The organism is Nocardia panacis, from assembly GCF_003598715.1.
In the GTDB taxonomy this organism is placed as follows: domain Bacteria; phylum Actinomycetota; class Actinomycetes; order Mycobacteriales; family Mycobacteriaceae; genus Nocardia; species Nocardia panacis.
The window spans coordinates 204,436-225,576 of record NZ_QZFU01000019.1; the positions used below are offsets into that span (position 1 = coordinate 204,436).

Here is a 21,141-nt window from a genome sequence, read left to right on the forward strand (position 1 = left end):
TCGCGGAAGCTGCGGGTTCTCTGAGGACGATCGCTACAGTGAGTTCGTCAGCGGTGGGAGTGATGCGGAGCCGGGGAGGGGATCTCGATGTTCGAGACTGGTGTTCGCCAGGGGCTCGATAAGAACAATCAGCAAGGCCAGTTCGGTGAAGACTATGTCCGGGTCCTCACCTCGGCCGCCGGGTTGATCTGGTCCAAGGACAGTATGGACATGGACGGGGTGGACCTGAGCCTCAAGTTGCCCGGACGCACCGCGCGCGGCTTCTCCCCTCGAATCGACGTGCAGGTGAAGACGTCCGTTCGGCTCGAAAACCGTAGCGGTAGAGTGCATTTCAATGGATTGACGGAACCTCAGTTCAACAAGCTCGCCGGCCCGGATTTCACCGTCCCGCGCTATTTGTTCGTCGTCTCCGTACCACGCCATCCGGTCGACTACACCGATCTATACACCTCCGGACTCCTCCTCCGGCACATCGGCTACTACATGTCACTCGATCAGCTGGAACCGATCGCCGCACCCCAACAAGACCGCGTCAAAGCGGTTCATATTCCGGCAAGCAATATCCTGACCGCCGCAAAACTACGTGCGCTGGTTACCGAAACCGCCGCGCCGTCATCGGCCGGGGCCGAGCTATGAGACAGCTCCCGGCGATCGAGGACGTGAACGAATACCTGCGCGAACACGGCTGGATATTCACCGGGACCTGGCGCACCGCGCAGGTGTGGAGCCTGCGGAGCTTCGATGTGCTCGTGCCCGCATCCGATACCCTCGGCGATACCCCGCGACGATTACGGGAATTGGTGCAGTGCATCGCCGACGCGGAAGAGCGACCGTCGGCCACGGTGTGGCGGGATCTGGCCGCGCCCGGACTCGACACGATTTCCTATCTCACGGCGGCAGAAGCGGGACCGGTGGCGCTACCGCTGCGCGCCTACACAATGCATGCGGTACACGAACTCATCACGCTTACGGCCCACGCGGCACTGAACGAATCGAGTGCGACCGCGGCGGAGGTCGAACCGGATCCGGTGGCTGCGTTGCTGGCACAGTCCGTAACCTCGCCGAGAGTGGATGTGCCAGGTCTCGATATCGGCCTCCCCAACGATCCCTGCCATCCGGACCCGCTGGGTCGCCGCACCGCCGCGCGGCTACTACGCAATGCCACCCTCTTATATCGAACGACGGCCACACTAGAGCGCGACGACGGCGAGCACACTGAATCCCCCGACATTTCGTCCGAGGAACGCAAGGCGCTGGCCGCGCTCGCCGGACCGGGCCATACGGCCACGTTCATTCTCGAATTTCATTGGTCTTGGCGACTGCCACGGCGGGACGAGAGATTGGAGATCCCGCCCGAAGCATGCATGCGGCACCTTCACCAGGCCGAGAACGACACCGAGCAACTCTCCGCACGCGTTGCGGGCGTGGTGGAAGGACTGGTAGTCGGCCTCTCGGACGAACCGGGAAACGCCCGCTGGCGCGTCACCATCCGCGGACCGCTGGTGATCGACGGCGTCACCACCGGCAGGCCGCGACTGGTCACCGTCCGGCTCGGAGACGCCGACAGCTACGAGGCGGCGCTGACCGCACACCGCTCGGGTCGCCCGGTGCGCGTGGAGGGCGATGTCGACCGAAGCCGGCGCGTCCCTGAAATCGATGCGGCCACCGACAGTTTCACGGTGTTCGCACCAGACTCCAGTTCGACAGAAAGGCGGCAGGATACCGATGGCCGACGACCGATTGACCCTGAGTGAACGCTGCGTATTGCTGGTCCTCATGGCCGAGGCGCGCGAACTCACCAACGCGGAGCTGTCTGTGGTGGCGGGCATCAAACTCGACGGCCGATACCGTCGGCGCCTCAACGAGATGGACCTGGTCACCAGCACGATGGTGAACCGCGCCTTCGTCCACGAACTCACCGATCGCGGGGCGCTGTGGTGTGCCGCCGAGTTGTCAGAGGAAAGGCCGGCACGGTCCGGATGCGCGGGCGGAGCCCTGTATTCCGTCCTCGCCGGGCTCGGACGGCATCTGGACCGCCGCGGCGTGGCACTCGCCGACGTCTTCCAGCCCGATGCGGGCGTCCCTACCGATGTGGAGGTCGCCGTCGCGAGGGCATACGCGGACTTGACCGCAGGGAGCGGAAAACCGTTGCGGCTGGCGGTCTTGCGGGAACGACTCGGTGACGTGCCCCGCAACGAGGTCGACCAGGCGCTCGAGGTGATGGGCCGCCGCCGCGACGTGCATGTGCGTGCCGAGGCAGATCAGAGGGCGCTGACCACCGCGGACCACGATGCCGCGGTGGTACTGGGCGGGACCGCCCGACATCTTCTGACCATCGAGGTGCCACGGTGAACGAGGAACAACGCCACGCGCTGGCGTCGATCCAATTCAGCAGCGCGCTGACACCTGATCAGGTGTGGAGCCCGCTGACCTGCCATGTGGACGGTCTGCACCCGGAGGCTACCGAGGAGATGGCCCGCGCGGTGCACAGTGCCGTGCACCGGCCGAACAGCGCGCCGATCGGACGGGTCCTCACCGGCGAACGGGGAGTCGGGAAGACCCATCTGCTCGGCTGGCTGCGCGAACATGTACAGCGACAAGGCGGCTCGTTCTTCATGCCCAAGATCATCGACGCCCAGTCCTTCTGGGAGGGCGCCGTGCACGGCATCGTGAACCGCTTGCAGGATCCCGAAGGCGGACAGCTGAGCCGGATGCTCGACCGGCTCAGCGAAGACACCGGCTGCGACACGGAATTGCGAATGCGACTGCGCGGCACGATGCCCGTGCGCCGCCAGGAACTGGACGCGTTCATCGCACGGGTCGCCGACCTCCATCCAGGAGCCGGATTCGAATGCCAGGACACGCTGCGCGCTCTGGTCCTTTTCCGCGCCAGGGGAAACCCCAGAGAAGTCGGCTACGGCTATCTCACCCTGTCCGAGGGGATCGACGAAAAGAACCGTGACACTTGGGGTTTCCGACAAACCAGCCGAGTCGCGCAGCTCGTGTTCCGTGACGTGACCCGGCTTTTCGCTCTGACCGGCCCCGTGGTGCTGGCCATCGATCAGATCGACTCCGTGTTCGCGCAGACCGACCCAGCCGACGAGGACTCGTTCGCGAACCGCCTCGCGCACGCGCTGATGGGGATGCGGGAGGAGACCATCCGCACCCTCATCGTCGTGGCTTGCCTGCCCAAGTCCTGGGACCTCATCACCACACGTGGGGTGAATTCCGCCGCCGACCGTTTCACGACGCTCGAACTGTCGACCAACATGCCCTCGGCCGCCATCGCCCGGTCCATCATCGAACGTCATCTCGGTAGCCTGTACCAGGAAATAGGTTTCGAACCTCCCCATCCCACCTGGCCGGTCCTGCCCACGGCCTTCGATGGTCCCCAGGTCCCACATTTCACTCCACGGCGACTCCTGCAGCTGGTCGGCGACCATGTGCGCGGCTGCCTGGCAGCCCGAGAAGTAAGGGAACTGGACCAGTTCGGAAAGCCGCTGCCCAGCAACATATCCGAGGCTGCCCGCCCGACTGCGGTGGGAACCATGGCGCTCGACGCTCGCTTTCAGGAATTGCGGGCCACCGCCGACGTGGTCCGTCCACTGGATCCGAAACATGAAGACAATCTGATGCTTTCACTGCTGAACACCGCCTTGCAGTGTTACGTGCTGGAACAAGGCCACTCCGGACAGGATCTGACCGTCGATCAAGCAAGCAATGTCCGGCCCGCATTGCACGCACGGCTACGCCGAACCCTCGACGAAGCCACCGAGCAGGAAGAACACTGGAGTTTCCGGGCGATCGCACACAACCACCACAACGCGGTACTGACCAGACTCCGAGGTGCCTGTCTGGAAGCGGGCATCCAACCCGGTGCGACGAGACGGCATCTGGTGATCCTGCGGAACACCCCGTTCTCCGGCGGACGGGTAACCATGGCGGCTATCGCTGATTTCGAAGCGACACGAGGGCTCTCGCTTCCTGTTGCGGAGGAGGATCTGCGGACCTTCAGCGCGCTGGAGCGGATGCTGCACGAGGGTGCGCCCGAGTTCCAGGAGTGGCTCCAGATCCGCCGACCGGCGGGTACCACATCGCTACTGCGCCGCGTCGTGGGTGAGACCACAGCGTCAACGGTGCCCGCGCCGAACTCCCCGGTAGCGGACCCCGAACCAGACACATCGGAGCACAGCACGCCCGTATCGACGGATGAGCCGCCCTCGCTCGAGCTCGGGTACAGCGCAGGCTCGGGTGACGATCTCCGCGTTCCGCTCATCCAATTGCGCAAGCACACCGCGGTTTTCGCGGGAAGCGGATCCGGTAAGACGGTGCTGCTACGCCGGATGGTGGAAGGTGCGGCACTGCACGGTGTCTCGTCGATTCTCATCGACACCAACAACGACCTGGCCCGACTCGGGGACCGGTGGCCCGAACCGCCACGCGGCTGGGCACCCGGCGATCCCGAACGCGCCCAACGCTATTTCGACGAAACCGATGTGGTGGTCTGGACCCCACGCCGAGAAGCGGGGCGCCCCCTCGCGATGAACCCGCTACCGGACTTCAGCGGCCGGCTCGACACCCCCGATGAGTTTCGCACCGCGATCGATGCCTCGGTGGCGGGCCTGCTCCCCCGCACCGGCCTGACAAGCTCGAAATTGCGCACCGGCACAGCCGTACTCACCGAAACGCTCACCTACTTCGCCCGGCGGGGTGGCACCGAACTCAACGACTTCGTAGACCTGCTCGCGAACCTGCCCGACGGAGTGAGCACCGTGCGCAGTGCCGCGCGCCTGGCTGTCCTGATGGCCGACGAACTGCACGCGGCAATGATCAACGACCCGATCTTCGGCGGCGTGGGTGAACGACTCGATCCGGGCACCCTGCTCACCGCGGCCGCCGGGAAACGCGCACGGATCTCGGTGATCAGTTGCATCGGGCTACCCACCGACGAACAACGCCGAACCTTCGTCAACCAACTCCAACTCGCACTGTTCGCTTGGATCAAGCGAAATCCAGCAGGAGATAAGCCGCTCGGCGGCCTGTTGGTGCTCGACGAAGCCCAGACCTTCGCCCCTTCACGTTCAACGACCGCCTCCACCGAAAGCACCCTCCTGCTCGCCACCCAAGCCCGCAAATACGGATTGGGCCTGGTATTCGCGACCCAGGCACCGAAGGCGTTGCACAACCTGATCACCGGCAATGCGGCAACCCAGGTCATCGGCCTGCTCAACGCCTCGGTGCAGATCCACGCCGCCCAGGAACTCGCCGGCGCGAAAGGCAGTCACCTCGAGGACATTTCACGACTGAATGCAGGCCAGTTCTACGCTTCGTCGGAAGGCACAGGATTCACCCGGGTCAATATACCGATGTGCCTGAGCCACCACCCGCCCAGCGCCCTCACCGAAGACGAAGTGCTGAAACGGGCACGCGACGAAGGGAACTGAAATCCTACCCTTCGGCAGCGAGTCGACCGCAGGCGGCGGCGATTTCTTGGCTGCGGGTGTCGCGGACGGTGCAGGGACGCCCTGTTCATTGACACGCCGGACGAATTCGCGTTCGATGGAAACGCGGCGGCCCGACTTGTCGGCGTAATACCGTCACAAACGACGAATATCTATCTCGGTTAGCTCAGGCATCACTCGAGAGACCGTAGTGAAGTCATTGTCGGCATGGAGCATAGTAAGCCCGTGATGCACCGCCGTGGCACACAACACCAAGTCCATCGGACCAGGCCCACGGTGCTGACCGTGCTGGGTGAGCTTGTACTGAGCCATCTCGGCCCACCGCCACGGATCCTTGGGGACGGAAACCGAATCGAACAACACATCCAGGTTGGACTCCATTTTGTCCCGATCTACCGGACCTCGGGCCGAAAACAGGAACTCGAGTCGGGTCGGGGAGCACACCTTGACCGACCCGGTCTCCAAAACCGAGAACAGCTTGGTCCGTGTCCCTTTATCGCGGAGCACATTCCATATACCGGACGTGTCGATCAGGTACTTCACACCTCACCTCGCTGAGCAGCCTTCCGCGCCTCGTATGCCGCGATAGCCGCGTCGAACTCGCCCGCTTCAGCCATGTTCACCAGGTGCTCGAGGGCTTCGGCACGCTTCAACCGCTGCACTGCTTCCCGCAGGGCGGTGTTGACCGTGTCCTTTTTGGTCTTGGTTCCGAATAGCCGCATGGCATCCGCCAGCAGCGCTGGATCCACTTCAATATTGGTCGCCATACAGACCTCCTCGCACAACACAAGCAGCACCTTTGTGCGCCATGTGCATCCTAGCTCAGAACTCAGCCGCCGAGCAGCGGAAGGGTTGGATCGATCCCGCCGGCGGCCAGAGCCTCGGCCACCGACCAACGGTTGTCTACCGGCACCAATGTGTACCGCAACTCATCATCAGGTGTAGGCAGTAATACAGCCAGTCACACCGACAGGTTTTCGTGCGCGAGCTTGTCGGATCGCCGGGGCCGAACCAACGGTCGACACCGTCACCGACCGCTGCGAAATCCCGAAACCATCCGGCGACGGGGACGTGATTCGCCTAACCGCTGATAGCGCACGCCCATAATTGGCAAGTGGTTCCCCATGGCTGGTGATGAACGCAGCGGGGTCCACCACCCCCTAGCGACCGATTACCCGTGCACGTGAGCTACTGGACGGTCGCGACCAGGGCTTCGAAATTCTCGATGACACCGGCGGAGACGAGTTTTCCCCGCCGATCGAACAGTGGATCGACGAGCACCCCCATCCCGGCCAGGAACGAGCTCGCCACCAGAGCATCGAACTGGTCGTCGGACTCGAGGACAACGGTGGACAGCGGAGGCGGATCCATGTCCGCAGCAGCCCAATTGGCGACCGAATCCGCCAGCGCCAATGGATCGGACAGCATTACGACCGCTCCGGCGATCTCGAACGGTTCACCGCGATCCGCGTCTACGGGCACCACCAGCGGGGCATAGAAGTTCTCGACCGTCTGGTGCGCCATCACCGTCGCCCGGTCGAGCCGACATGGTGAGGCGGTCACCACCTCCAGCAATGGCGCACCGCACTGGCGCAGGAGGAGCGCGTAGGTTCCGAACTCCCCCGTTCGGGCCGATACACAGTACGGGTCATTCCCGTCGATCGCGGCCGCGAAGCTGGCGTTCATCTCGGCAGCGGCTATCTCGGCTCGCGCACGGGAGAACCGTTGCACCCGTCCACGTTGCCGCAGGAAGTTACGGCTGCCGTCGTCGAGTTCGTAGGCAACACCCCAGTCCCCCACGGCGAATCGGTGCCTGCTCGGTTTCCAGCCGACGCGCACGACGGGGACGCTCACCGAATTCCCGAAAACCCCCTGACCGGTCGGACGGGTTCGCAACCAAGCGCGATAGTCGAAATCCTTCAGTTCCGGGTAGCTCTTGAACTGTTCATTGGCGATTCCACCCAGCACTCGATGGAGCGGACGCACGCACGCCAGATGCACCACTCCCACTGCCGGGTCTACGCCTTCCTCGTCGATCTCGATCAATTGAGCTTGTGCGTCCGAAACGACCCTGCCGCAGGCCAGACAATCGAGGGGGGCGGGGTTCCGCTGCCAGCGCACACGACACAGTTCGGTGTGTTCGCGTGCGATCGGCGCACCGTCGAAGTCCTCCTCCGAGTTGATCGCCATGACCGAAACCTCTTGATCGGCGATCAACTCCGGATTCATGGTGAGCAGGCGCGTCATACCGACCATGGTCGCCGTGCGTCGGAGAACCCTCAGCCGAGTTCCTTCGGACAGTTCCATCCGGTCGTTGGCGAACCGCAAACGCCGCGAGCCGTCCTCACCGAAGCGAATCAGCTCGGCCAGCAACATTCGGTCCTCGAGCTCGGCAAGCACCACCTCGCGACCGCTCGCCAGCTCTTCGTCATCGGCCAGCTCCGGAAACCAGGCGGTATCCGTTGTACCGGCATCTTTTTCGAGGAAGTACCCCCTCATCCGCTCGATCAGATGCGAGACACTGATCGACAGTCGATCCTTGGCCAACGACATGCAGAATGCGATCAGGCTGTTCCAGACGAGAATGGGTGGCGCGGTGGTCCGGCTCGCCAGCACAACCAGTACAGCTCGCTCCAGCGCACCACCGCGTTCGATGTCAAAATTCACCACCCGCATCCGTCGAATGATCTCGATCCGCTCGTGCTCGCGGATCGAATGTCCGGCCACCGCCGTGAAATGCCGCGAGATGAGATCGGACGTGGTGTCCAGCACCGCCTGCTCACTGCGTGAAAGCGGATTCGCCGCGCTCCCGGTCTCATTGAGTCGCACCGCCTCAGTCAGCTTGCGAAGATCCTGACGGATCTTCCGTGAGGCCGAGTTCGAGGTCGCTAACAGATACGTATCCGCCGCCGCCGGTCGCCGGACAAACTGATCGACGAATTGCCGCAATACGGAGGAATACTCGGACTCGAGGGAACTCGACAGATTGATGCTGCGCTTGGCCTGCACGAGCAGCATGCCCGTCGCGGTCACGACCACCAGATCGTCTATACCGTCGGCCGTTTCGAAACGCAGCTCACGGATGTGGGTTCCACCGAGGTCGTCACCCATCAACCTGATATCGGCGAGCACATCGAGCATGGCGAGCGCCCCGACACGATGTTGGAAATCGATACCCGAATTCGTCGCTGCCCCACCGCCGGTCATCACCCCAGTCTATGGGCGAACCACACCTGACCGATCACAAAGACGATGCAGCGCGCGCAGCCCGACCCGAACAACCACCCGGTCTTCGGCAGCGAGCCTGCCGCAGGCGGCAGCGATTTCCTGGCCGCGGTATCACGCACGGTGCACGGCATACCCTGCTCGATCACACGCCGAACGTACTCGCGCTCAACCGGTTTCGGGGAATGATCCCATTTGCTGCCCGCGATGAACTGCCGGCGGCCGTCGAGTTCGACGACTTGCCCACCCGCGAACCGCCGCCTACCTCCCAGACCTCGCCGGCAACCCCCACAACCTCGCGATCCAGTTGACGGAACTCAGCCAACACAAAACACACTCCCCCGCCATCGAAGAATCTATCCAGATCTACCGAGAGTTGAGCGGTCAGCGGCCCCGGCAGTTTGCTGCTGATATCAGCCCTCTGCTGCGAGCTGCCCACACGCCGCCGCGATCTCCTGTCCACGCGTGTCGCGGACCGTGCACGTCACACCCTGCGCCTGAACACGACGCACGAACTCGTCCTGCACCGGCTTCGGGCTCGCATCCCACTCACTACCCGGAGTCGGGTTCAACGGAATCAGATTCACATGTACCAACGGTCCCAACGCCTTGTGCAGCTTCTTGCCGAGCATGTCCGCGCGCCAACCCTGGTCGTTGACATCGCGGATCAGCGCGTACTCGATCGACACCCGACGCCCCGACTTGTCCGCGTAATACCGTGCCGCGTCAAGAACTTCGGCCACCGGCCAACGGTTGTTCACCGGAACCAAGGTGTCGCGCAGCTCATCGTCGGGAGTGTGCAGCGACACCGCCAACCTCACCGACAGACCCTCATCCGCGAGCTTGCGGATCGCCGGGGCCAGACCAACCGTCGAGACCGTCACCGAGCGCTGCGAGATCCCGAGCCCGTCCGGCGACGGCGAGGTGATGCGCCTAACAGCTGATAGCACACGCCTGTAATTGGCAAGGGGTTCCCCCATGCCCATGAAGACGATATTCGACAACCGACCGGCCCCACCGGCCACCTCACCATCGCGCAGGGCAGCGGCGGCGGCGCGGACCTGGTCCACGATCTCGGCGGTGGACAGGTTGCGGTTGAGGCCGCCCTGGCCGGTGGCGCAGAAGGGGCACGCCATACCGCAACCCGCCTGGCTGGAGATGCACAGGGTGTTCCGGTCGGAATAGCGCATGAGGACGCTCTCCAGCAGGGTGCCATCACCTGCCCGCCACAGCGTCTTGCGGGTCTCCCCGTCGTCGCAGGCGACATGTTTGACGACGCTCAGCAGCGGCGGGAACAGCGCCGAGCCGACCTTCGCGCGCACGTCGGCGGGCAGGTCGGTCATCTGCTCCGGATCCGCCTGCAAGCGGCCGTAGTACTGGCGCGCGATCTGATCTGCCCGGAACTTCGGCAGCCCCAGTTCCGCGACGGCGGCCCGCCTGCCCTCCGCGTCGAGGTCGGCGAGATGCTTCGGCGGCATGCCGCGGCGCGGGGCGTCGAAAACGAGGGGCAGGGAGACGGTCATAATCTCCCGATTCTCCCATCGCCCGGTTTCGGCCGCGCACCCACCCGCCCGACATGCATCGAAATGCGGCGCTCGGCGATAGCGATCGGCAATGATCGGGGAATGGCCCACCATGCCGAACCGCTGCCCGAATCCGAGAGCAGGAAAGATATAGCGTCCCGCACCGGCTACACCTGGACCGGTCTGATCGTCGGCGTGCTGATCCTGATCGTGCTGCTGGTCTTCATCCTGCAGAACCTCGACCAGGCCGAAGTGACCTTCTTCTTCTGGGACTTCTCGCTGCCCCTCGGTATCACGGTGCTGCTGTCGGTCATCGGCGGCGCGCTGGTGATGGCGCTGGTCGGCGGCGTGCGCATTCTGCAGTTGCGTCGCGTGGCCAAGAAACGCTGATCAGAGCAGGGTGCTCAGCACCAGCCAGGAGACGAAGGCCGAGGGCAGCATGGAGTCCAGCCGATCCATGATGCCGCCGTGTCCGGGCAGCAGCGTACCCATATCCTTGATCCCCAGTTCGCGCTTGACCTGCGATTCGATCAGATCCCCGCAGGTGGCGACCAGCACCAGCCCGATGCCGAGCACCACGCCGATCATCGAATTCGCCCGCAGCAGCAGGGTCACCGTCAACAGACCGCCGATCACGCTGAACACCAGCGAACCGCAGAACCCCTCCCAGGACTTCTTCGGGCTGATCGAAGGCACCATCGGATGTTTGCCGAACAGCACCCCGGCGACATAGCCGCCGACATCGGAACAGACCACCAGAATCATGAAGGTCAGCACCCGCAGATTGCCGTTGGGCTCCAATAGCAGCAGCGTCGAAAACGAGGCGAGCAGCGGAATCCAGGCCAGCGTGAATACGGCGATCGCGGTGTCGCGCAGGAAATTTCGCGGCGCGACCTGCAACCCGTGATCGAACAGCCGCCACACCATGCACACCAGCACGGTGGCGGCGAAAGCGCCCACCACGCCGTTCGAACCGTAGGGCCAACCCAGCCAGAACACGGCCTGCCCGCCGACGATCAGCGGAATCCGCGGCACCAGCACATCGGCCTCGCGCAGACGCTTGGCGACCTCCCAGGTGGCCACACCGACCGCGACACCAACCACGCCGATGAACACCTTCGGCACGAACAGCAGGATCGCGATGAGCGAGAGCCCGAGCCCGAAGCCGACCGCGAGCGCGGCGGGTAGGTTGCGGCCCGCCCGCGACGTCGGCGCTGTCCGCGCGCCGGGATCCCCGGTGGGTCCGCTGATCTCAGCGGGTATTCCGTTGCCCGGCGCAGGCTCTCCGGCCGCACCGGTCGCGGCGGCGTTGTCGGCCACGATCGTCCCGTCGCTCAAATTCGTCCCGTTCATCCCCGCCCATCAGCTCCGACGGCGTCAGACCTCGAGCAGTTCGGATTCCTTGTGCTTGACCAATTCGTCGATCTGGCCGACGTATTTGGCCGTGGTCTTGTCCAGATCCTTTTCCGCGCGGCCGACCTCGTCCTCGCCCGCCTCGCCGTCCTTCTGGATCCGACCCAGCTCCTCCATGGCCTTGCGACGCACATTGCGGATGGCGATCTTGGCGTCCTCACCCTTGCCCTTGGCCTGCTTGACCAGTTCGCGGCGACGCTCCTCGGTCAACTGCGGAACCGAGATCCGAATGATGTCACCATTATTCGTCGGATTCACGCCGAGATCCGAATTGCGGATGGCGGTTTCGATCGCGCCCAGCTGGGCCTGCTCGTAGGGCTTGATCACCACCATGCGCGGCTCGGGCACATTGATACTCGAGATCTGGGTGATCGGGGTGGCGGACCCGTAGTAGTCGACGACGACTCGGGAGAACATGCCGGGATTCGCGCGCCCCGTGCGAATGCTTCCGAGATCTTCCTTCGCCACCGCGACGGCCTTTTCCATCTTCTCCTCGGCGTCGAAGAGCGCTTCTTCAATCACGACCGTTTCCTCCACAGCGTCGTCATCGTGCGGTCGGCGGGTGTCAGGACCGGACCAGTGTGCCGATCTTCTCACCGGCGACCGCTCGGGCGATATTGCCCTTGGTCAACAAATTGAACACCAACATCGGCATCTGGTTGTCCATACACAGGCTGAAGGCGGTCGCGTCCGCGACCTTCAGGCCGCGTTCGATCGCCTCCTTGTGGGTGATCTCGGAGAACATCGTCGCCGATTCGTCGACCTTGGGATCGGCAGTGAACACCCCGTCCACCGCCTTGGCCATGAGCACCACATCGGCGCCGATCTCCAGTGCTCGCTGCGCGGCGGTGGTGTCGGTGGAGAAGTAGGGCATACCCATACCGGCGCCGAAGATGACCACACGGCCCTTCTCCAGATGCCGCTTGGCGCGCAGCGGCAGATACGGTTCGGCGACCTGACCCATGGTGATGGCGGTCTGCACCCTGGTGTCGATGCCCTGCTTCTGCAGGAAGTCCTGTAGCGCAAGACTGTTCATCACTGTGCCGAGCATGCCCATGTAGTCGGAGCGGGCGCGGTCCATCCCGCGCTCCTCGAGTTCGGCGCCGCGGAAGAAGTTTCCACCGCCGATCACCACGGCCACCTGAACCCCGGTGGCGACTACTTCGGCGATCTGCTCGGCGACGGTTTCCACCACATCGGGGTCGAGTCCGACCTTGCCGCCGCCGAACATCTCGCCACCCAACTTGAGCAGCACGCGGCGAAATCCTGGGCGGTCGGATCCCTGGCCCGTCATTGGTGTAGCACTCCTTCGACGATTGTTCCGGCACGATTTCGGCAGAGTGCGCGCGGCACTCCAGCACAGTAGGCGGGAGCGCGGCAGCACACCGCGAAGCGACACTATCCTGCCTCATCGCGGCGCGACACCGACCAACCACCCCCGCTCCGGCGCGAGTTTTCGGCGACCCACACGAATCTGCGAGCGTATCGCCGGTGCAACGCGCCTCGGCCCCGCAGTCACGCGGACTGCGGGGCCGAGCACGGCTATTCGGTTTAGTTCTGGCCGACCTCGAAGCGGGCGAAGCGGGTCACGGTGACACCGGCCTCGTCCAGCAGCGCCTTGACCGTCTTCTTCGAATCGGTGACCGACGACTGCTCGAGCAGTACGACATCCTTGAAGAAGCCGTTGACGCGGCCCTCGGTGATCTTCGGCAGCGCGGCCTCCGGCTTGCCTTCCTCGCGGGCGGCCTGCTCGGCGATGCGGCGCTCGTTCTCCACGATGTCGGCCGGGACCTCGTCGCGGGTGACGTACTTGGCCTTGAGCGCGGCGACCTGCATGGCGGCGGCACGCGCGGCCTCGGCCGCACCCTCGCCCTCGCCCTGGTACTCGACCAGCACGCCGACGGCGGGCGGCAGATCCGAGGAACGCTTGTGCAGGTAGGTGGCGACCGGGCCGGTGAAGGCCGCGACGCGACGCAGCTCGAGCTTCTCGCCGATCTTGGCGGCCAGCTCCTGCACGGCCTGATCGGCCGTTTTGCCGCCCAGATCGACCGCCTTCAGCGCGTCCAGATCGGCCGGACGCGCCTTCGCGGCGGCCGCGACGACCTCGGCGGCCAGACCCTGGAACTCCGCGTTCTTGGCGACGAAGTCGGTCTCGGAGTTGATCTCGATCAGGACACCGTCCTGCGCGGCGACCAGACCCTCGGCGGTGGCGCGCTCGGCGCGCTTGCCGACATCCTTGGCACCCTTGATGCGCAGCACCTCGACGGCCTTGTCGAAGTCGCCGTCGGTCTCCTCGAGCGCCCTCTTGCAGTCCATCATGCCGGAGCCGGTCAGCTCCCGAAGCCGCTTCACGTCGGCGGCGGTGTAGTTCGCCATTGTCGGCGAGCCTCCTTTGGGAAGAGTCTGTGCGAAATTGTCTCAGCGGTGATCACGATGGCACTGCCACGTGATCACCGCTGGAACGGAGAGTTACGCCTCGGCCGGAGTCTCTGCCGGGGTTTCGGCGGGCGCGGCGGCCTCCTGCTCGGCATTGGCGCCTGCGAGCAGCTCCTGCTCCCACTCGGCCAGCGGCTCCTGGGGCTTCTCGTCGTGCTGCGACAGGCCGGCGCGGGCCTGCACACCCTCGGCCACCGCGGCCGCGACGACCTTGGTCAGCAGGGCGGCGGAACGGATCGCGTCGTCATTGCCGGGGATCGGGTAGTCGACCAGGTCGGGATCGCAGTTGGTGTCCAGGATCGCGATGACCGGGATGTTCAGCTTGCGAGCCTCGCCGACGGCGATGTGCTCCTTGTTGGTGTCGACGACCCAGATCGCCGAGGGCACCTTCTGCATATCGCGGATACCGCCGAGGGTGCGCTCGAGCTTGTTCATCTCACGCGTGAGCATGAGGATTTCCTTCTTGGTGCGACCCTCGAAACCACCGGTCTGCTCCATGGCCTCGAGCTCCTTGAGGCGCTGCAGGCGCTTGTGCACGGTGGAGAAGTTGGTGAGCATGCCGCCCAGCCAGCGCTGATTCACGTAGGGCATCCCGACGCGCGTCGCCTCGGCCGCGATCGACTCCTGGGCCTGCTTCTTGGTGCCGACGAAGAGAACGGTGCCACCGTGGGCGACGGTCTCCTTGACGAACTCGTAGGCCTTGTCGATGTAGGTCAGCGTCTGCTGCAGATCGATGATGTAGATGCCGTTGCGGTCGGTGAAGATGAACCGCTTCATCTTCGGATTCCAGCGCCTGGTCTGGTGTCCGAAGTGCGCGCCGCTGTCGAGCAGCTGCTTCATTGTTACGACAGCCATGGCTCTCGTATCTCACTTTCGTTGCCGGTTACCACGGCGGATCGGCGATCCACCGCCCTGGCGCCACCGAACCCTCGGAACCCGACCGCTGCGACGAGATCAGGACCAGCCGACGATTCCCCGCTCCGAAATGCGCTGGGACGAACCCGAATCCCGAACTTCGATTCCGGGTTTCGATTCCCACAGCGCCGATACGGACGAGCACGGGTGGCGCGCGAAGTCGGTCCGCGCATGCGCAGACCGCTGGATCAGTCTACGGCGTGTGGACGCCTCCGCGTAAATCGGCATGTCAGCGATGTTATCCCGGCGGTCATGAAGGTGAATCGGAGCTATCCACAGGGTCGCGGCTATCCACAATCCCGAAACAGTGACTGTTGTGAGATACGCCGCTCGAGGTTCCGTTTATGCATGAATCGCATACACGCATTGCTGGGGATCCTGGTTTCGGTTGTTTTCGCGACGGCGCTGGTTGCGCCGGGGGCGGGGGCGGATGGCACCGGCGGAACCACCCAACCGAGGGTGCTCTCCGCCGAGCCGTTCGGCGGGACATCTGCCGAGCGCACAGCAGATGTCCCGATCGCATCCGCGGCCGACTCCTCCGACGCAGCTACCACCAGGCGGCCCGAACCCAAGCAGGCACGGACATTGGAGGCCGTCGTGGCCGGGTTCAGTGGGTCCGCGGGTGGGGTGCCACTGCTGGGGTGGTTGGTGCGGCTCACACCCTTGCCGGTGCACTGAAACGGGGCCGGGCGGTCGATGTGGCAGCGGGTTCGGTGGGCGGCGGGGGTCGTGTGCCTCGTGGCGGTATTGGTGGCGGAGAACGACCCGGCGGCGACGGCGGCACCGGTCGGTCGCTTCGATTGGCCGCTGCGACCGCGCCCCGCGGTGGTACGCAGGTTCGATCGACTCGAGCACGACTGGCTGCCAGGGCATCGCGGCGTCGACTTGGCCGGTGTCGCGGGGCAACAGGTGCTCGCGGCCGGAGAGGGGATCGTGGCCTTCGCGGGATCGGTGGCGGGTCGACCGGTGCTGTCGATTGATCACGCGGGCGGATTGCGCACCACATATGAGCCGGTGCGCGCGGAGGTTTCGGTCGGGTCGCGGGTTTCGCGAGGCTCCATGATCGGCACCCTCGAATCCGGACACGCCGGATGTCCCTCGGCCTGCCTGCACTGGGGCCTACGGCAGGAGCGGGAACACACCTACCTCGACCCGCTCCGCCTCCTCCACCGCGCTCCCCTGCGCCTCAAACCCGTCACCGCCACCACCCGCTTCCCGGACAAGGTCACCAACGAAAGTCATGAACCTCCGGAAGGATCGAACCCATGGACGAGCCCGAATTCACCTATCCGGAAGTCGGCGCGACCGCCGGATCCCTACCACCCGGCTACCACCACTTCAGCGTGCACCGCCGCATCGGCGCGGGCCGTGCCCTTTTCGACCGAGCGGCCGCCGATATCCTGGCCTACCGAATGCAGAAGGGCACCGGCATCTTCCACACCGCCGACACTGCCGTCGCCGCTCCCGGCACCCACCTCACGGTCCGACTCGGCCTGGGTCCCTTGGCCATTCACGCCCCCTGCCGCATCGTCTACACCCTGACCGACCCGAACCGCCACGGCTTCGCCTACGGCACTCTCCCCGGCCACCCCGAATCCGGCGAGGAACTCTTCGCCGTCGAATACCACCCCACCGACGACTCCGTCCACGCCCTGATCACCGCCTTCTCCCGCCCCGCCACCTGGTACACCCGCCTCGGCGGCCCCGCCACCCGCGCCCTCCAACACCTAATGGCCCGCAAATACATTGCGACACTGCACCACAGTTGAAGAAAGCCTTACCCACGCGCATCCGGGTGGGTGACGCCGACGACGGTGACAAGCCCGGACAGCCCCGCGAAGTCATCCGGATTCACGGTGAACAGCGGGAGGCGATGCACCGATGCGACGGCGGCAATCATCAGATCTATTCTGCGCGCCTTGGGATTTCGTCCAGCGGTGATCACTGCGGCGGTGACGTGCCCATATCGCCGCGCCGCAGCGACATCGAACGGCAACGGTTCGAAGAGCGCTTCCGCATTCTGCAATCGCTCGATGCGCCTTGCCCGCTCATCAACGGAACTGGCGTAGTGGGGGCCAACCCCCAATTCGGCCATGGTCACCGCAGAGACAACAATCTCCGCAGGAAGCTCTGCGGAATCAAGGCCATCGAACAGGATCACGATATTGGTATCGACCAAGCCACGAGGATGAACCGTCGCCGTCAACCCTTATCCCCCACACCGAACTCGCCACGCCGGTACGCCCGATCGTATGGGTCGTACAGTGAGTCATCGATGAAGAGATCACTGTCGTCACGCCACTCCTGTGCCGAGGACGACAGCCCGCGGAAAGCCGCGATCGCCTCCTCGCGCGGAACAGCAACGCGGCGCCGCATACCACGGTGCGGCACCAGGTCTGCAACGGGATTTCCATCCACGGTGATCGTGTACGAGTGTCCGGCACCAACTTCACGCAGGACCCTGCTCACGTTATTGCGAAGCTCCCGCTGAGGGATCTCCGGCAGTTCGGCCGAAATCGTCATACGCCCAGGATAGGCGCACTGCGACACAACTGCTACGAGTTTTCTACATAGCGGTGCACTGCAAGCCGTTGGGTCGGGTGCATATCCGCGGACGCAGGTGTTCAGCCGGGCCACGGGGGTGCTGATTTGAAGGCTGGATTTAGGTGGATGGTGGGGGCGAGGGTGGATAGGAGGCGGCGGGCTCGGGTTAGGGGATGGTCCGGGTAGGTGGGGTCAAGGGTGGGTTCTTCGGAGAGGTTGCGGGGAAGGCCGCCGGTGACGTCGGGAGCGTAGGGATGGACGGCCCACATGCGCAGGATGTCGGAGAACGGGCGGTTCCGACCGTATTCGGTATGGAATTCGGCGAAGGCCACGGCCTCGCGCATACCGGTGACGCCGCGCTCCGGACAGTGGAACTTGAGTACGACGCTGCGATCGACGCGCGGGATGGTGAGGGCAGCGATATAGACGACACCGTGCTCGTGACCCGGCCGCCGCACCTTGACGATCTGCCGGATGGCGGGCAGCCCGTCCACGGTGATCACATCGAGTTCGATCACGCCCGCACCGAGGGCGGCGGTATTGGCCACGGTCGCGCGGCGCAGGCGGTCCTCATCGGTGAGCGGTGCGGGCAGGTCCGGCGCCATGACCAGATACTGAACCTCAGCGATATCGTCATCGTGATTGCGGAAAACGTTGGGCTCCAACCGTTCCCAACCCGTCGTAGCGAAACGCAGCGGCATGTCACCGAATCTAGTGCCCGGCGGCCAAATGCGCAGCGGCACTAGCCCTTACCGCCGGTAGAGGGGGCCATCAGGGACTCACGATCGCGAAATCCGGGTCCGGCGAATCGAATACGCCGACAAGCTCGGACAGTTTGGTCACATCGCCCTCGATGCCGATATGCCCCGCGGCGACCGCGACACCGAAATCCTCGCCGCTGAGCAGAACACGGATGAGGGTCTGCTTCGTCAGGGTGAAGGTGGCGTCGGGCTCGGGAAGTTCCGGTCCGTCGGGGTGCGGATAGTGGGTGAGACGACCGTTGCGCAATTCCAGTCGGTACATCCGGTCGTCGATCTCCCAGTCGGTCACCACCCGCAGGTACCAGGCCTTCGGGCCGTCGACCCGCACGGCGAGCGCGTCGAAGATCTGCTCGACCGTCAGCGCGGCCAGCATGGTCGACGAACCGGCCTTGGTGGGGGTGCCGAAGGATCCGTAGCGCAGTTCGTACGCGCCACTGAGATAGAAGTTGCGCCAGGTGGCGTTCTCGGCACCGTAGCCGAGCTGTTCGAAGGTGGCGGCCTGCAGAGCTTTCGCGGCCTCGTTGTCGGGGTTGGCGAAGATGACATAGTCGACCACCTGGGCGACCCAGCGGTAGTCGCCGGAATCGAAGGCGGCCTGCGCTTTTCGCAGAACCTCGGCGACACCGCCCATGAATTCCACATGCCGGCGCGCGGATTCGACCGGCGGATGCTGCCACAGGTGCGCGGGATTCCCGTCGAACCAGCCCAGATACCGCTGGTAGATGGCCTTCACATTGTGGCTGACCGAACCGTAGTATCCGTGCGCGTGCCACGCCGCGGTGAGGGCGGGCGGCAGTTCCATTGTCTCGGCGATCTCGGGTCCGGTATAGCCCTGATTCAGTCGGCGAACGGTTTGGTCATGTAGGTATCCGTATAGGTCTCGCTGTAGGGAGAGGTATTCCACGATCCGATCGGCCCCCCAGGTGGGCCAGTGGTGGGAGGCGAAGACGACCTCGGCGTCGCGCGCGAACAGACCGATCGCCTCGGTCAGGTATTTCGCCCAGACGAGTGGGTCGCGCACCTGCGCGCCGCGCAGTGTGAGCAGGTTGTGCATGGTGTGGGTCGCGTTCTCGGCCATGCAGAGCGCGCGATGATCGGGGAGGTAGAAGTTCATCTCGGCGGGCGCCTCGGTGCCCGGTGTGAGCTGGAAGATCAGGCGCACACCATCGAGCGTCACCTCCTCGCCGGTGTGCACGATATCGCGCGTCGGCGCCAACAATGACACCGTGCCGACCGAATTCGTCTGTCCCAGACCGGATCCCACCGATCCCCTGGGTCCGCGCGGCAGCACCGCACCGTACATGTATCCGGCGCGACGCGCCATTGCCGTTCCCGCATAAACATTTTCAGCCACCGCGTGCTCCAGGAATCCCACCGGCGCAAGCACCGGACAGTGGCCAGCGGCAACCTCGGCCTCGGTGGTCACACCGAGCGCGCCGCCGAAATGATCAACATGCGAATGGGTGTAGATGAGTCCGGTTACGGGACGCTCGCCGCGATGCTGCCGATACAGGGCCAATCCCGCGGCGGCGGTCTCCACGGAGATGAGCGGATCGATCACGATCACCCCCGAATCCCCTTCCACCAGGGTCATATTCGACAGGTCCAACCCGCGAATCTGGTAAATGCCCGGAACCACCTGGTAGAGACCCTGTTTCAACACCAGCTCGGATTGCCGCCACAGGCTCGGATGCACCGACACGGGGCATGGTTCGCGCAGGAAGTCGTAGGAATCGCTGTCCCACACCACGGCCCCGTCCGCGGCGAGCACTACGCCGGGAACCAGCGCTGCGACGAATCCGCGGTCGGCGTCGGCGAAGTCGGCGGTATCGACAAACGGCAACTCGGCGGCCGCCCGACGCTGCTGGGCGACAATGAAATCGCTCGGCTCGGTCGTGGTGCTCATCGGTGCTTCCTCCTCTGATCAGGTCCCCGGATAGGTCAATGCGACGACAACGGCCACCGCGTCGGCTACCAGGACGGCGACCGCCGTGCCCGTGACAACGCGAGCGCCATGATGGAAACGACCCCGGCGCAGTCCACGATTGCGCAGGACGCACAGCCCGGCGAGGGCGAGCATGGCGCAGGACGCGCCGAGCGGGGCGAACTGGGCCGGACGCCATCCACTGACCAGCGCGTGCTGGGCGAACAGCGCGGCGACGACCATCGCCGCCACCGCGGTCCGCCGCCAGGCCAGGGCGGTGCGCTCGGTGGCCAGGCCCTGTGTGGGAGTCTCATTCGGATGCATCCGTGGCTCAGCTCCTCGCCTGGCAAGGCGGAGGAGGAGCCGATACCGGGGTTGTCTCGGGGACGACGACAACGCGGCCAGGCGGCGAGCTGGCCCACGGCGGCGCCGGATCAGACTCCGACACAGGGCCTAAACGCGCGGGGCTCATCGCAGCAGCACCGCGACGCAGGCCAGGACCGAGATCGCGGCGATACCGATCGAAAGGATCGGCACCAGCACGGTGTCCGGGAGTTTGTCGCCGCGCCGCATGGCGGTGCCGACCCGCCGCCAGTGCCCATACGCGCCGACCGCGACGGTGACCGCGAGCAGCAGACAGCTCATGGCCAGCGCTCGACGCAGTCCAATCTCCGGAAACGGCTGGACCAGGGTCTGCACCGCGACCCCGCCCGCGAGCAGGCCGAGCGAGGTGCGCATCCAGGCCAGGAAGGTGCGCTCGTTGGCGAGGGTGAAGCGGTAGTCCGGATCGGATTCGGTGCGGTCGGTGGTCATACCGACCTCGCGGCGGGAAGGTGCGTCACGTCGGACCACGCTACGTCGGGTTCGGATCCGGGTCCGGCGATCTCGGCCACCCGGATCGGGAGCACTACCGCCAAGGTCACCACGGGTCGTTTCCT

23 protein-coding genes and 4 pseudogenes are annotated in these 21,141 nt (G+C 64.9%); 8 read left to right on the forward strand and 19 right to left on the reverse strand.

The genetic code is table 11. The features are described 5' to 3' along the window. The first annotated feature begins 87 nt into the window (after positions 1 to 87). Genes D5S18_RS15625 through D5S18_RS15640 form a run of 4 tightly spaced genes read left to right on the forward strand, consistent with a single transcriptional unit; the run spans position 88 to position 5,444 of the window. Entirely contained in the window at positions 88 to 636 is a 549-nt protein-coding gene (locus tag D5S18_RS15625) for a DUF4365 domain-containing protein (RefSeq protein ID WP_120041596.1), read from the forward strand. Next, entirely contained in the window at positions 633 to 1,754 is a 1,122-nt protein-coding gene (locus tag D5S18_RS15630) for a hypothetical protein (RefSeq protein WP_120041598.1), read from the forward strand. The genes D5S18_RS15625 and D5S18_RS15630 overlap by 4 nt, the downstream gene beginning before the upstream one ends. After that, the gene (locus D5S18_RS15635; protein WP_120041600.1) at positions 1,726 to 2,352 is read left to right on the forward strand and encodes a hypothetical protein; all 627 of its coding nucleotides are present in this window, start codon (positions 1,726 to 1,728) and stop codon (positions 2,350 to 2,352) included. Before D5S18_RS15630 ends, D5S18_RS15635 begins: the two co-directional genes overlap by 29 nt. Then, entirely contained in the window at positions 2,349 to 5,444 is a 3,096-nt protein-coding gene (locus D5S18_RS15640) for an ATP-binding protein (protein WP_120041602.1), read from the forward strand. The genes D5S18_RS15635 and D5S18_RS15640 overlap by 4 nt, the downstream gene beginning before the upstream one ends. Positions 5,445 to 5,448: 4 nt before the next feature. On the opposite strand, the pseudogene D5S18_RS36585 reads toward D5S18_RS15640, so the two are convergent. The 8 genes and pseudogenes from D5S18_RS36585 to rlmN form a co-directional block, all read right to left on the reverse strand. Continuing rightward, positions 5,449 to 5,561 (reverse strand): annotated as a pseudogene (locus D5S18_RS36585) (23S rRNA (adenine(2503)-C(2))-methyltransferase RlmN); the annotation flags it as partial. Between the two features lie 36 nt (positions 5,562 to 5,597). Continuing rightward, positions 5,598 to 6,005: a PIN domain-containing protein gene (locus D5S18_RS15645; RefSeq protein ID WP_120041604.1), complete on the reverse strand. Its 408-nt coding sequence runs from the start codon at positions 6,003 to 6,005 to the stop codon at positions 5,598 to 5,600. Then, positions 6,002 to 6,229 carry a type II toxin-antitoxin system VapB family antitoxin gene (locus tag D5S18_RS15650; protein ID WP_120041607.1) on the reverse strand — a complete coding sequence of 76 codons (228 nt, stop codon included), beginning with the start codon at positions 6,227 to 6,229 and terminating at the stop codon, positions 6,002 to 6,004. Before D5S18_RS15650 ends, D5S18_RS15645 begins: the two co-directional genes overlap by 4 nt. 101 nt (positions 6,230 to 6,330) lie before the next feature. Next, positions 6,331 to 6,586 (reverse strand): annotated as a pseudogene (locus D5S18_RS15655) (23S rRNA (adenine(2503)-C(2))-methyltransferase RlmN); the annotation flags it as partial. Between the two features lie 64 nt (positions 6,587 to 6,650). Continuing rightward, complete coding sequence (locus tag D5S18_RS15660) at positions 6,651 to 8,669, reverse strand: hypothetical protein (protein WP_120041609.1); 2,019 nt, start codon at positions 8,667 to 8,669, stop codon at positions 6,651 to 6,653. Between the two features lie 81 nt (positions 8,670 to 8,750). Then, a pseudogene (locus D5S18_RS15665) lies at positions 8,751 to 8,890 on the reverse strand (23S rRNA (adenine(2503)-C(2))-methyltransferase RlmN); the annotation flags it as partial. After that, positions 8,833 to 9,126, reverse strand: a complete 294-nt coding sequence (locus tag D5S18_RS35165; RefSeq protein WP_162500977.1) for a hypothetical protein — start codon at positions 9,124 to 9,126, stop codon at positions 8,833 to 8,835. The pseudogene D5S18_RS15665 and the gene D5S18_RS35165, both read right to left, overlap by 58 nt. Next, the gene (gene rlmN, locus D5S18_RS15670; RefSeq protein ID WP_120041611.1) at positions 9,101 to 10,210 is read right to left on the reverse strand and encodes a dual-specificity RNA methyltransferase RlmN; all 1,110 of its coding nucleotides are present in this window, start codon (positions 10,208 to 10,210) and stop codon (positions 9,101 to 9,103) included. Before rlmN ends, D5S18_RS35165 begins: the two co-directional genes overlap by 26 nt. 102 nt (positions 10,211 to 10,312) lie before the next feature. Between rlmN and D5S18_RS15675 the strand changes: the two genes are divergently transcribed. Beyond that, a complete protein-coding gene (locus D5S18_RS15675; protein WP_239003794.1) occupies positions 10,313 to 10,600 on the forward strand; it encodes a LapA family protein in 288 nt (95 codons plus the stop codon). Here the strand turns inward: D5S18_RS15675 and D5S18_RS15680 are convergent, their stop codons facing one another. The 5 genes from D5S18_RS15680 to rpsB form a co-directional block, all read right to left on the reverse strand. Further along, positions 10,601 to 11,563, reverse strand: a complete 963-nt coding sequence (locus D5S18_RS15680; protein ID WP_239003795.1) for a phosphatidate cytidylyltransferase — start codon at positions 11,561 to 11,563, stop codon at positions 10,601 to 10,603. It abuts the gene before it with no gap. A gap of 24 nt (positions 11,564 to 11,587) precedes the next feature. Beyond that, entirely contained in the window at positions 11,588 to 12,145 is a 558-nt protein-coding gene (frr, locus tag D5S18_RS15685; protein ID WP_120042174.1) for a ribosome recycling factor, read from the reverse strand. Positions 12,146 to 12,188: 43 nt separating this feature from the next. Continuing rightward, positions 12,189 to 12,917 (reverse strand): UMP kinase, encoded by a 729-nt coding sequence (gene pyrH / locus D5S18_RS15690; RefSeq protein ID WP_120041615.1) that lies wholly within the window; start codon positions 12,915 to 12,917, stop codon positions 12,189 to 12,191. A 257-nt stretch (positions 12,918 to 13,174) separates the two neighbouring features. Next, a complete protein-coding gene (tsf, locus tag D5S18_RS15695) occupies positions 13,175 to 13,999 on the reverse strand; it encodes a translation elongation factor Ts (RefSeq protein WP_120041617.1) in 825 nt (274 codons plus the stop codon). A gap of 93 nt (positions 14,000 to 14,092) precedes the next feature. Then, on the reverse strand, positions 14,093 to 14,914 hold the full coding sequence (rpsB, locus tag D5S18_RS15700; RefSeq protein ID WP_120041620.1) for a 30S ribosomal protein S2: 822 nt from the start codon (positions 14,912 to 14,914) through the stop codon (positions 14,093 to 14,095). A 408-nt stretch (positions 14,915 to 15,322) separates the two neighbouring features. On the opposite strand from rpsB, the gene D5S18_RS15705 reads away from it, so the two are divergent. The 3 genes and pseudogenes from D5S18_RS15705 (at position 15,323) to D5S18_RS15715 (ending at position 16,743) form a co-directional block, all read left to right on the forward strand. Beyond that, positions 15,323 to 15,652, forward strand: coding sequence for a hypothetical protein (locus D5S18_RS15705; RefSeq protein WP_120041622.1), 330 nt, complete (start codon positions 15,323 to 15,325; stop codon positions 15,650 to 15,652). An 18-nt stretch (positions 15,653 to 15,670) separates the two neighbouring features. Beyond that, positions 15,671 to 16,174 (forward strand): annotated as a pseudogene (locus D5S18_RS15710) (M23 family metallopeptidase); the annotation flags it as partial. A gap of 65 nt (positions 16,175 to 16,239) precedes the next feature. Further along, positions 16,240 to 16,743: a DUF1990 domain-containing protein gene (locus D5S18_RS15715; protein ID WP_120041624.1), complete on the forward strand. Its 504-nt coding sequence runs from the start codon at positions 16,240 to 16,242 to the stop codon at positions 16,741 to 16,743. 8 nt (positions 16,744 to 16,751) lie between these two features. Here the strand turns inward: D5S18_RS15715 and D5S18_RS15720 are convergent, their stop codons facing one another. The 6 genes from D5S18_RS15720 to D5S18_RS15745 form a co-directional block, all read right to left on the reverse strand. Beyond that, positions 16,752 to 17,153, reverse strand: a complete 402-nt coding sequence (locus D5S18_RS15720; protein ID WP_239003796.1) for a type II toxin-antitoxin system VapC family toxin — start codon at positions 17,151 to 17,153, stop codon at positions 16,752 to 16,754. A gap of 23 nt (positions 17,154 to 17,176) precedes the next feature. Then, the gene (locus D5S18_RS15725; RefSeq protein WP_120041628.1) at positions 17,177 to 17,497 is read right to left on the reverse strand and encodes a type II toxin-antitoxin system Phd/YefM family antitoxin; all 321 of its coding nucleotides are present in this window, start codon (positions 17,495 to 17,497) and stop codon (positions 17,177 to 17,179) included. Positions 17,498 to 17,598: 101 nt separating this feature from the next. Further along, positions 17,599 to 18,219: a hypothetical protein gene (locus D5S18_RS15730; protein WP_120041630.1), complete on the reverse strand. Its 621-nt coding sequence runs from the start codon at positions 18,217 to 18,219 to the stop codon at positions 17,599 to 17,601. A gap of 70 nt (positions 18,220 to 18,289) precedes the next feature. Beyond that, positions 18,290 to 20,185, reverse strand: a complete 1,896-nt coding sequence (locus D5S18_RS15735) for an alkyl/aryl-sulfatase (protein WP_120041632.1) — start codon at positions 20,183 to 20,185, stop codon at positions 18,290 to 18,292. Positions 20,186 to 20,203: 18 nt separating this feature from the next. Next, the gene (locus tag D5S18_RS15740) at positions 20,204 to 20,527 is read right to left on the reverse strand and encodes a DUF202 domain-containing protein (protein WP_120041634.1); all 324 of its coding nucleotides are present in this window, start codon (positions 20,525 to 20,527) and stop codon (positions 20,204 to 20,206) included. A gap of 144 nt (positions 20,528 to 20,671) precedes the next feature. Beyond that, complete coding sequence (locus D5S18_RS15745; protein WP_120041636.1) at positions 20,672 to 21,016, reverse strand: YidH family protein; 345 nt, start codon at positions 21,014 to 21,016, stop codon at positions 20,672 to 20,674. Between the last annotated feature and the right edge of the window lie 125 nt (positions 21,017 to 21,141).

Excerpts from the sequence above, each read along its gene's own strand:
- D5S18_RS15625 (WP_120041596.1), top strand. The coding sequence starts at position 88 with ATGTTCGAGACTGGTGTTCGCCAGGGGCTCGATAAGAACAATCAGCAA.
- D5S18_RS15630 (WP_120041598.1), top strand. The coding sequence starts at position 633 with ATGAGACAGCTCCCGGCGATCGAGGACGTGAACGAATACCTGCGCGAA.
- D5S18_RS15635 (WP_120041600.1), top strand. The coding sequence starts at position 1,726 with ATGGCCGACGACCGATTGACCCTGAGTGAACGCTGCGTATTGCTGGTC.
- D5S18_RS15650 (WP_120041607.1), bottom strand. The coding sequence starts at position 6,229 with ATGGCGACCAATATTGAAGTGGATCCAGCGCTGCTGGCGGATGCCATG.
- D5S18_RS15660 (WP_120041609.1), bottom strand. The coding sequence starts at position 8,669 with ATGACCGGCGGTGGGGCAGCGACGAATTCGGGTATCGATTTCCAACAT.
- rlmN (WP_120041611.1), bottom strand. The coding sequence starts at position 10,210 with ATGACCGTCTCCCTGCCCCTCGTTTTCGACGCCCCGCGCCGCGGCATG.
- D5S18_RS15675 (WP_239003794.1), top strand. The coding sequence starts at position 10,313 with ATGGCCCACCATGCCGAACCGCTGCCCGAATCCGAGAGCAGGAAAGAT.
- D5S18_RS15680 (WP_239003795.1), bottom strand. The coding sequence starts at position 11,563 with ATGAACGGGACGAATTTGAGCGACGGGACGATCGTGGCCGACAACGCC.
- pyrH (WP_120041615.1), bottom strand. The coding sequence starts at position 12,917 with ATGACGGGCCAGGGATCCGACCGCCCAGGATTTCGCCGCGTGCTGCTC.
- tsf (WP_120041617.1), bottom strand. The coding sequence starts at position 13,999 with ATGGCGAACTACACCGCCGCCGACGTGAAGCGGCTTCGGGAGCTGACC.
- rpsB (WP_120041620.1), bottom strand. The coding sequence starts at position 14,914 with ATGGCTGTCGTAACAATGAAGCAGCTGCTCGACAGCGGCGCGCACTTC.
- D5S18_RS15705 (WP_120041622.1), top strand. The coding sequence starts at position 15,323 with ATGAATCGCATACACGCATTGCTGGGGATCCTGGTTTCGGTTGTTTTC.
- D5S18_RS15715 (WP_120041624.1), top strand. The coding sequence starts at position 16,240 with ATGGACGAGCCCGAATTCACCTATCCGGAAGTCGGCGCGACCGCCGGA.
- D5S18_RS15725 (WP_120041628.1), bottom strand. The coding sequence starts at position 17,497 with ATGACGATTTCGGCCGAACTGCCGGAGATCCCTCAGCGGGAGCTTCGC.
- D5S18_RS15730 (WP_120041630.1), bottom strand. The coding sequence starts at position 18,219 with ATGCCGCTGCGTTTCGCTACGACGGGTTGGGAACGGTTGGAGCCCAAC.
- D5S18_RS15735 (WP_120041632.1), bottom strand. The coding sequence starts at position 20,185 with ATGAGCACCACGACCGAGCCGAGCGATTTCATTGTCGCCCAGCAGCGT.
- D5S18_RS15740 (WP_120041634.1), bottom strand. The coding sequence starts at position 20,527 with ATGCATCCGAATGAGACTCCCACACAGGGCCTGGCCACCGAGCGCACC.
- D5S18_RS15745 (WP_120041636.1), bottom strand. The coding sequence starts at position 21,016 with ATGACCACCGACCGCACCGAATCCGATCCGGACTACCGCTTCACCCTC.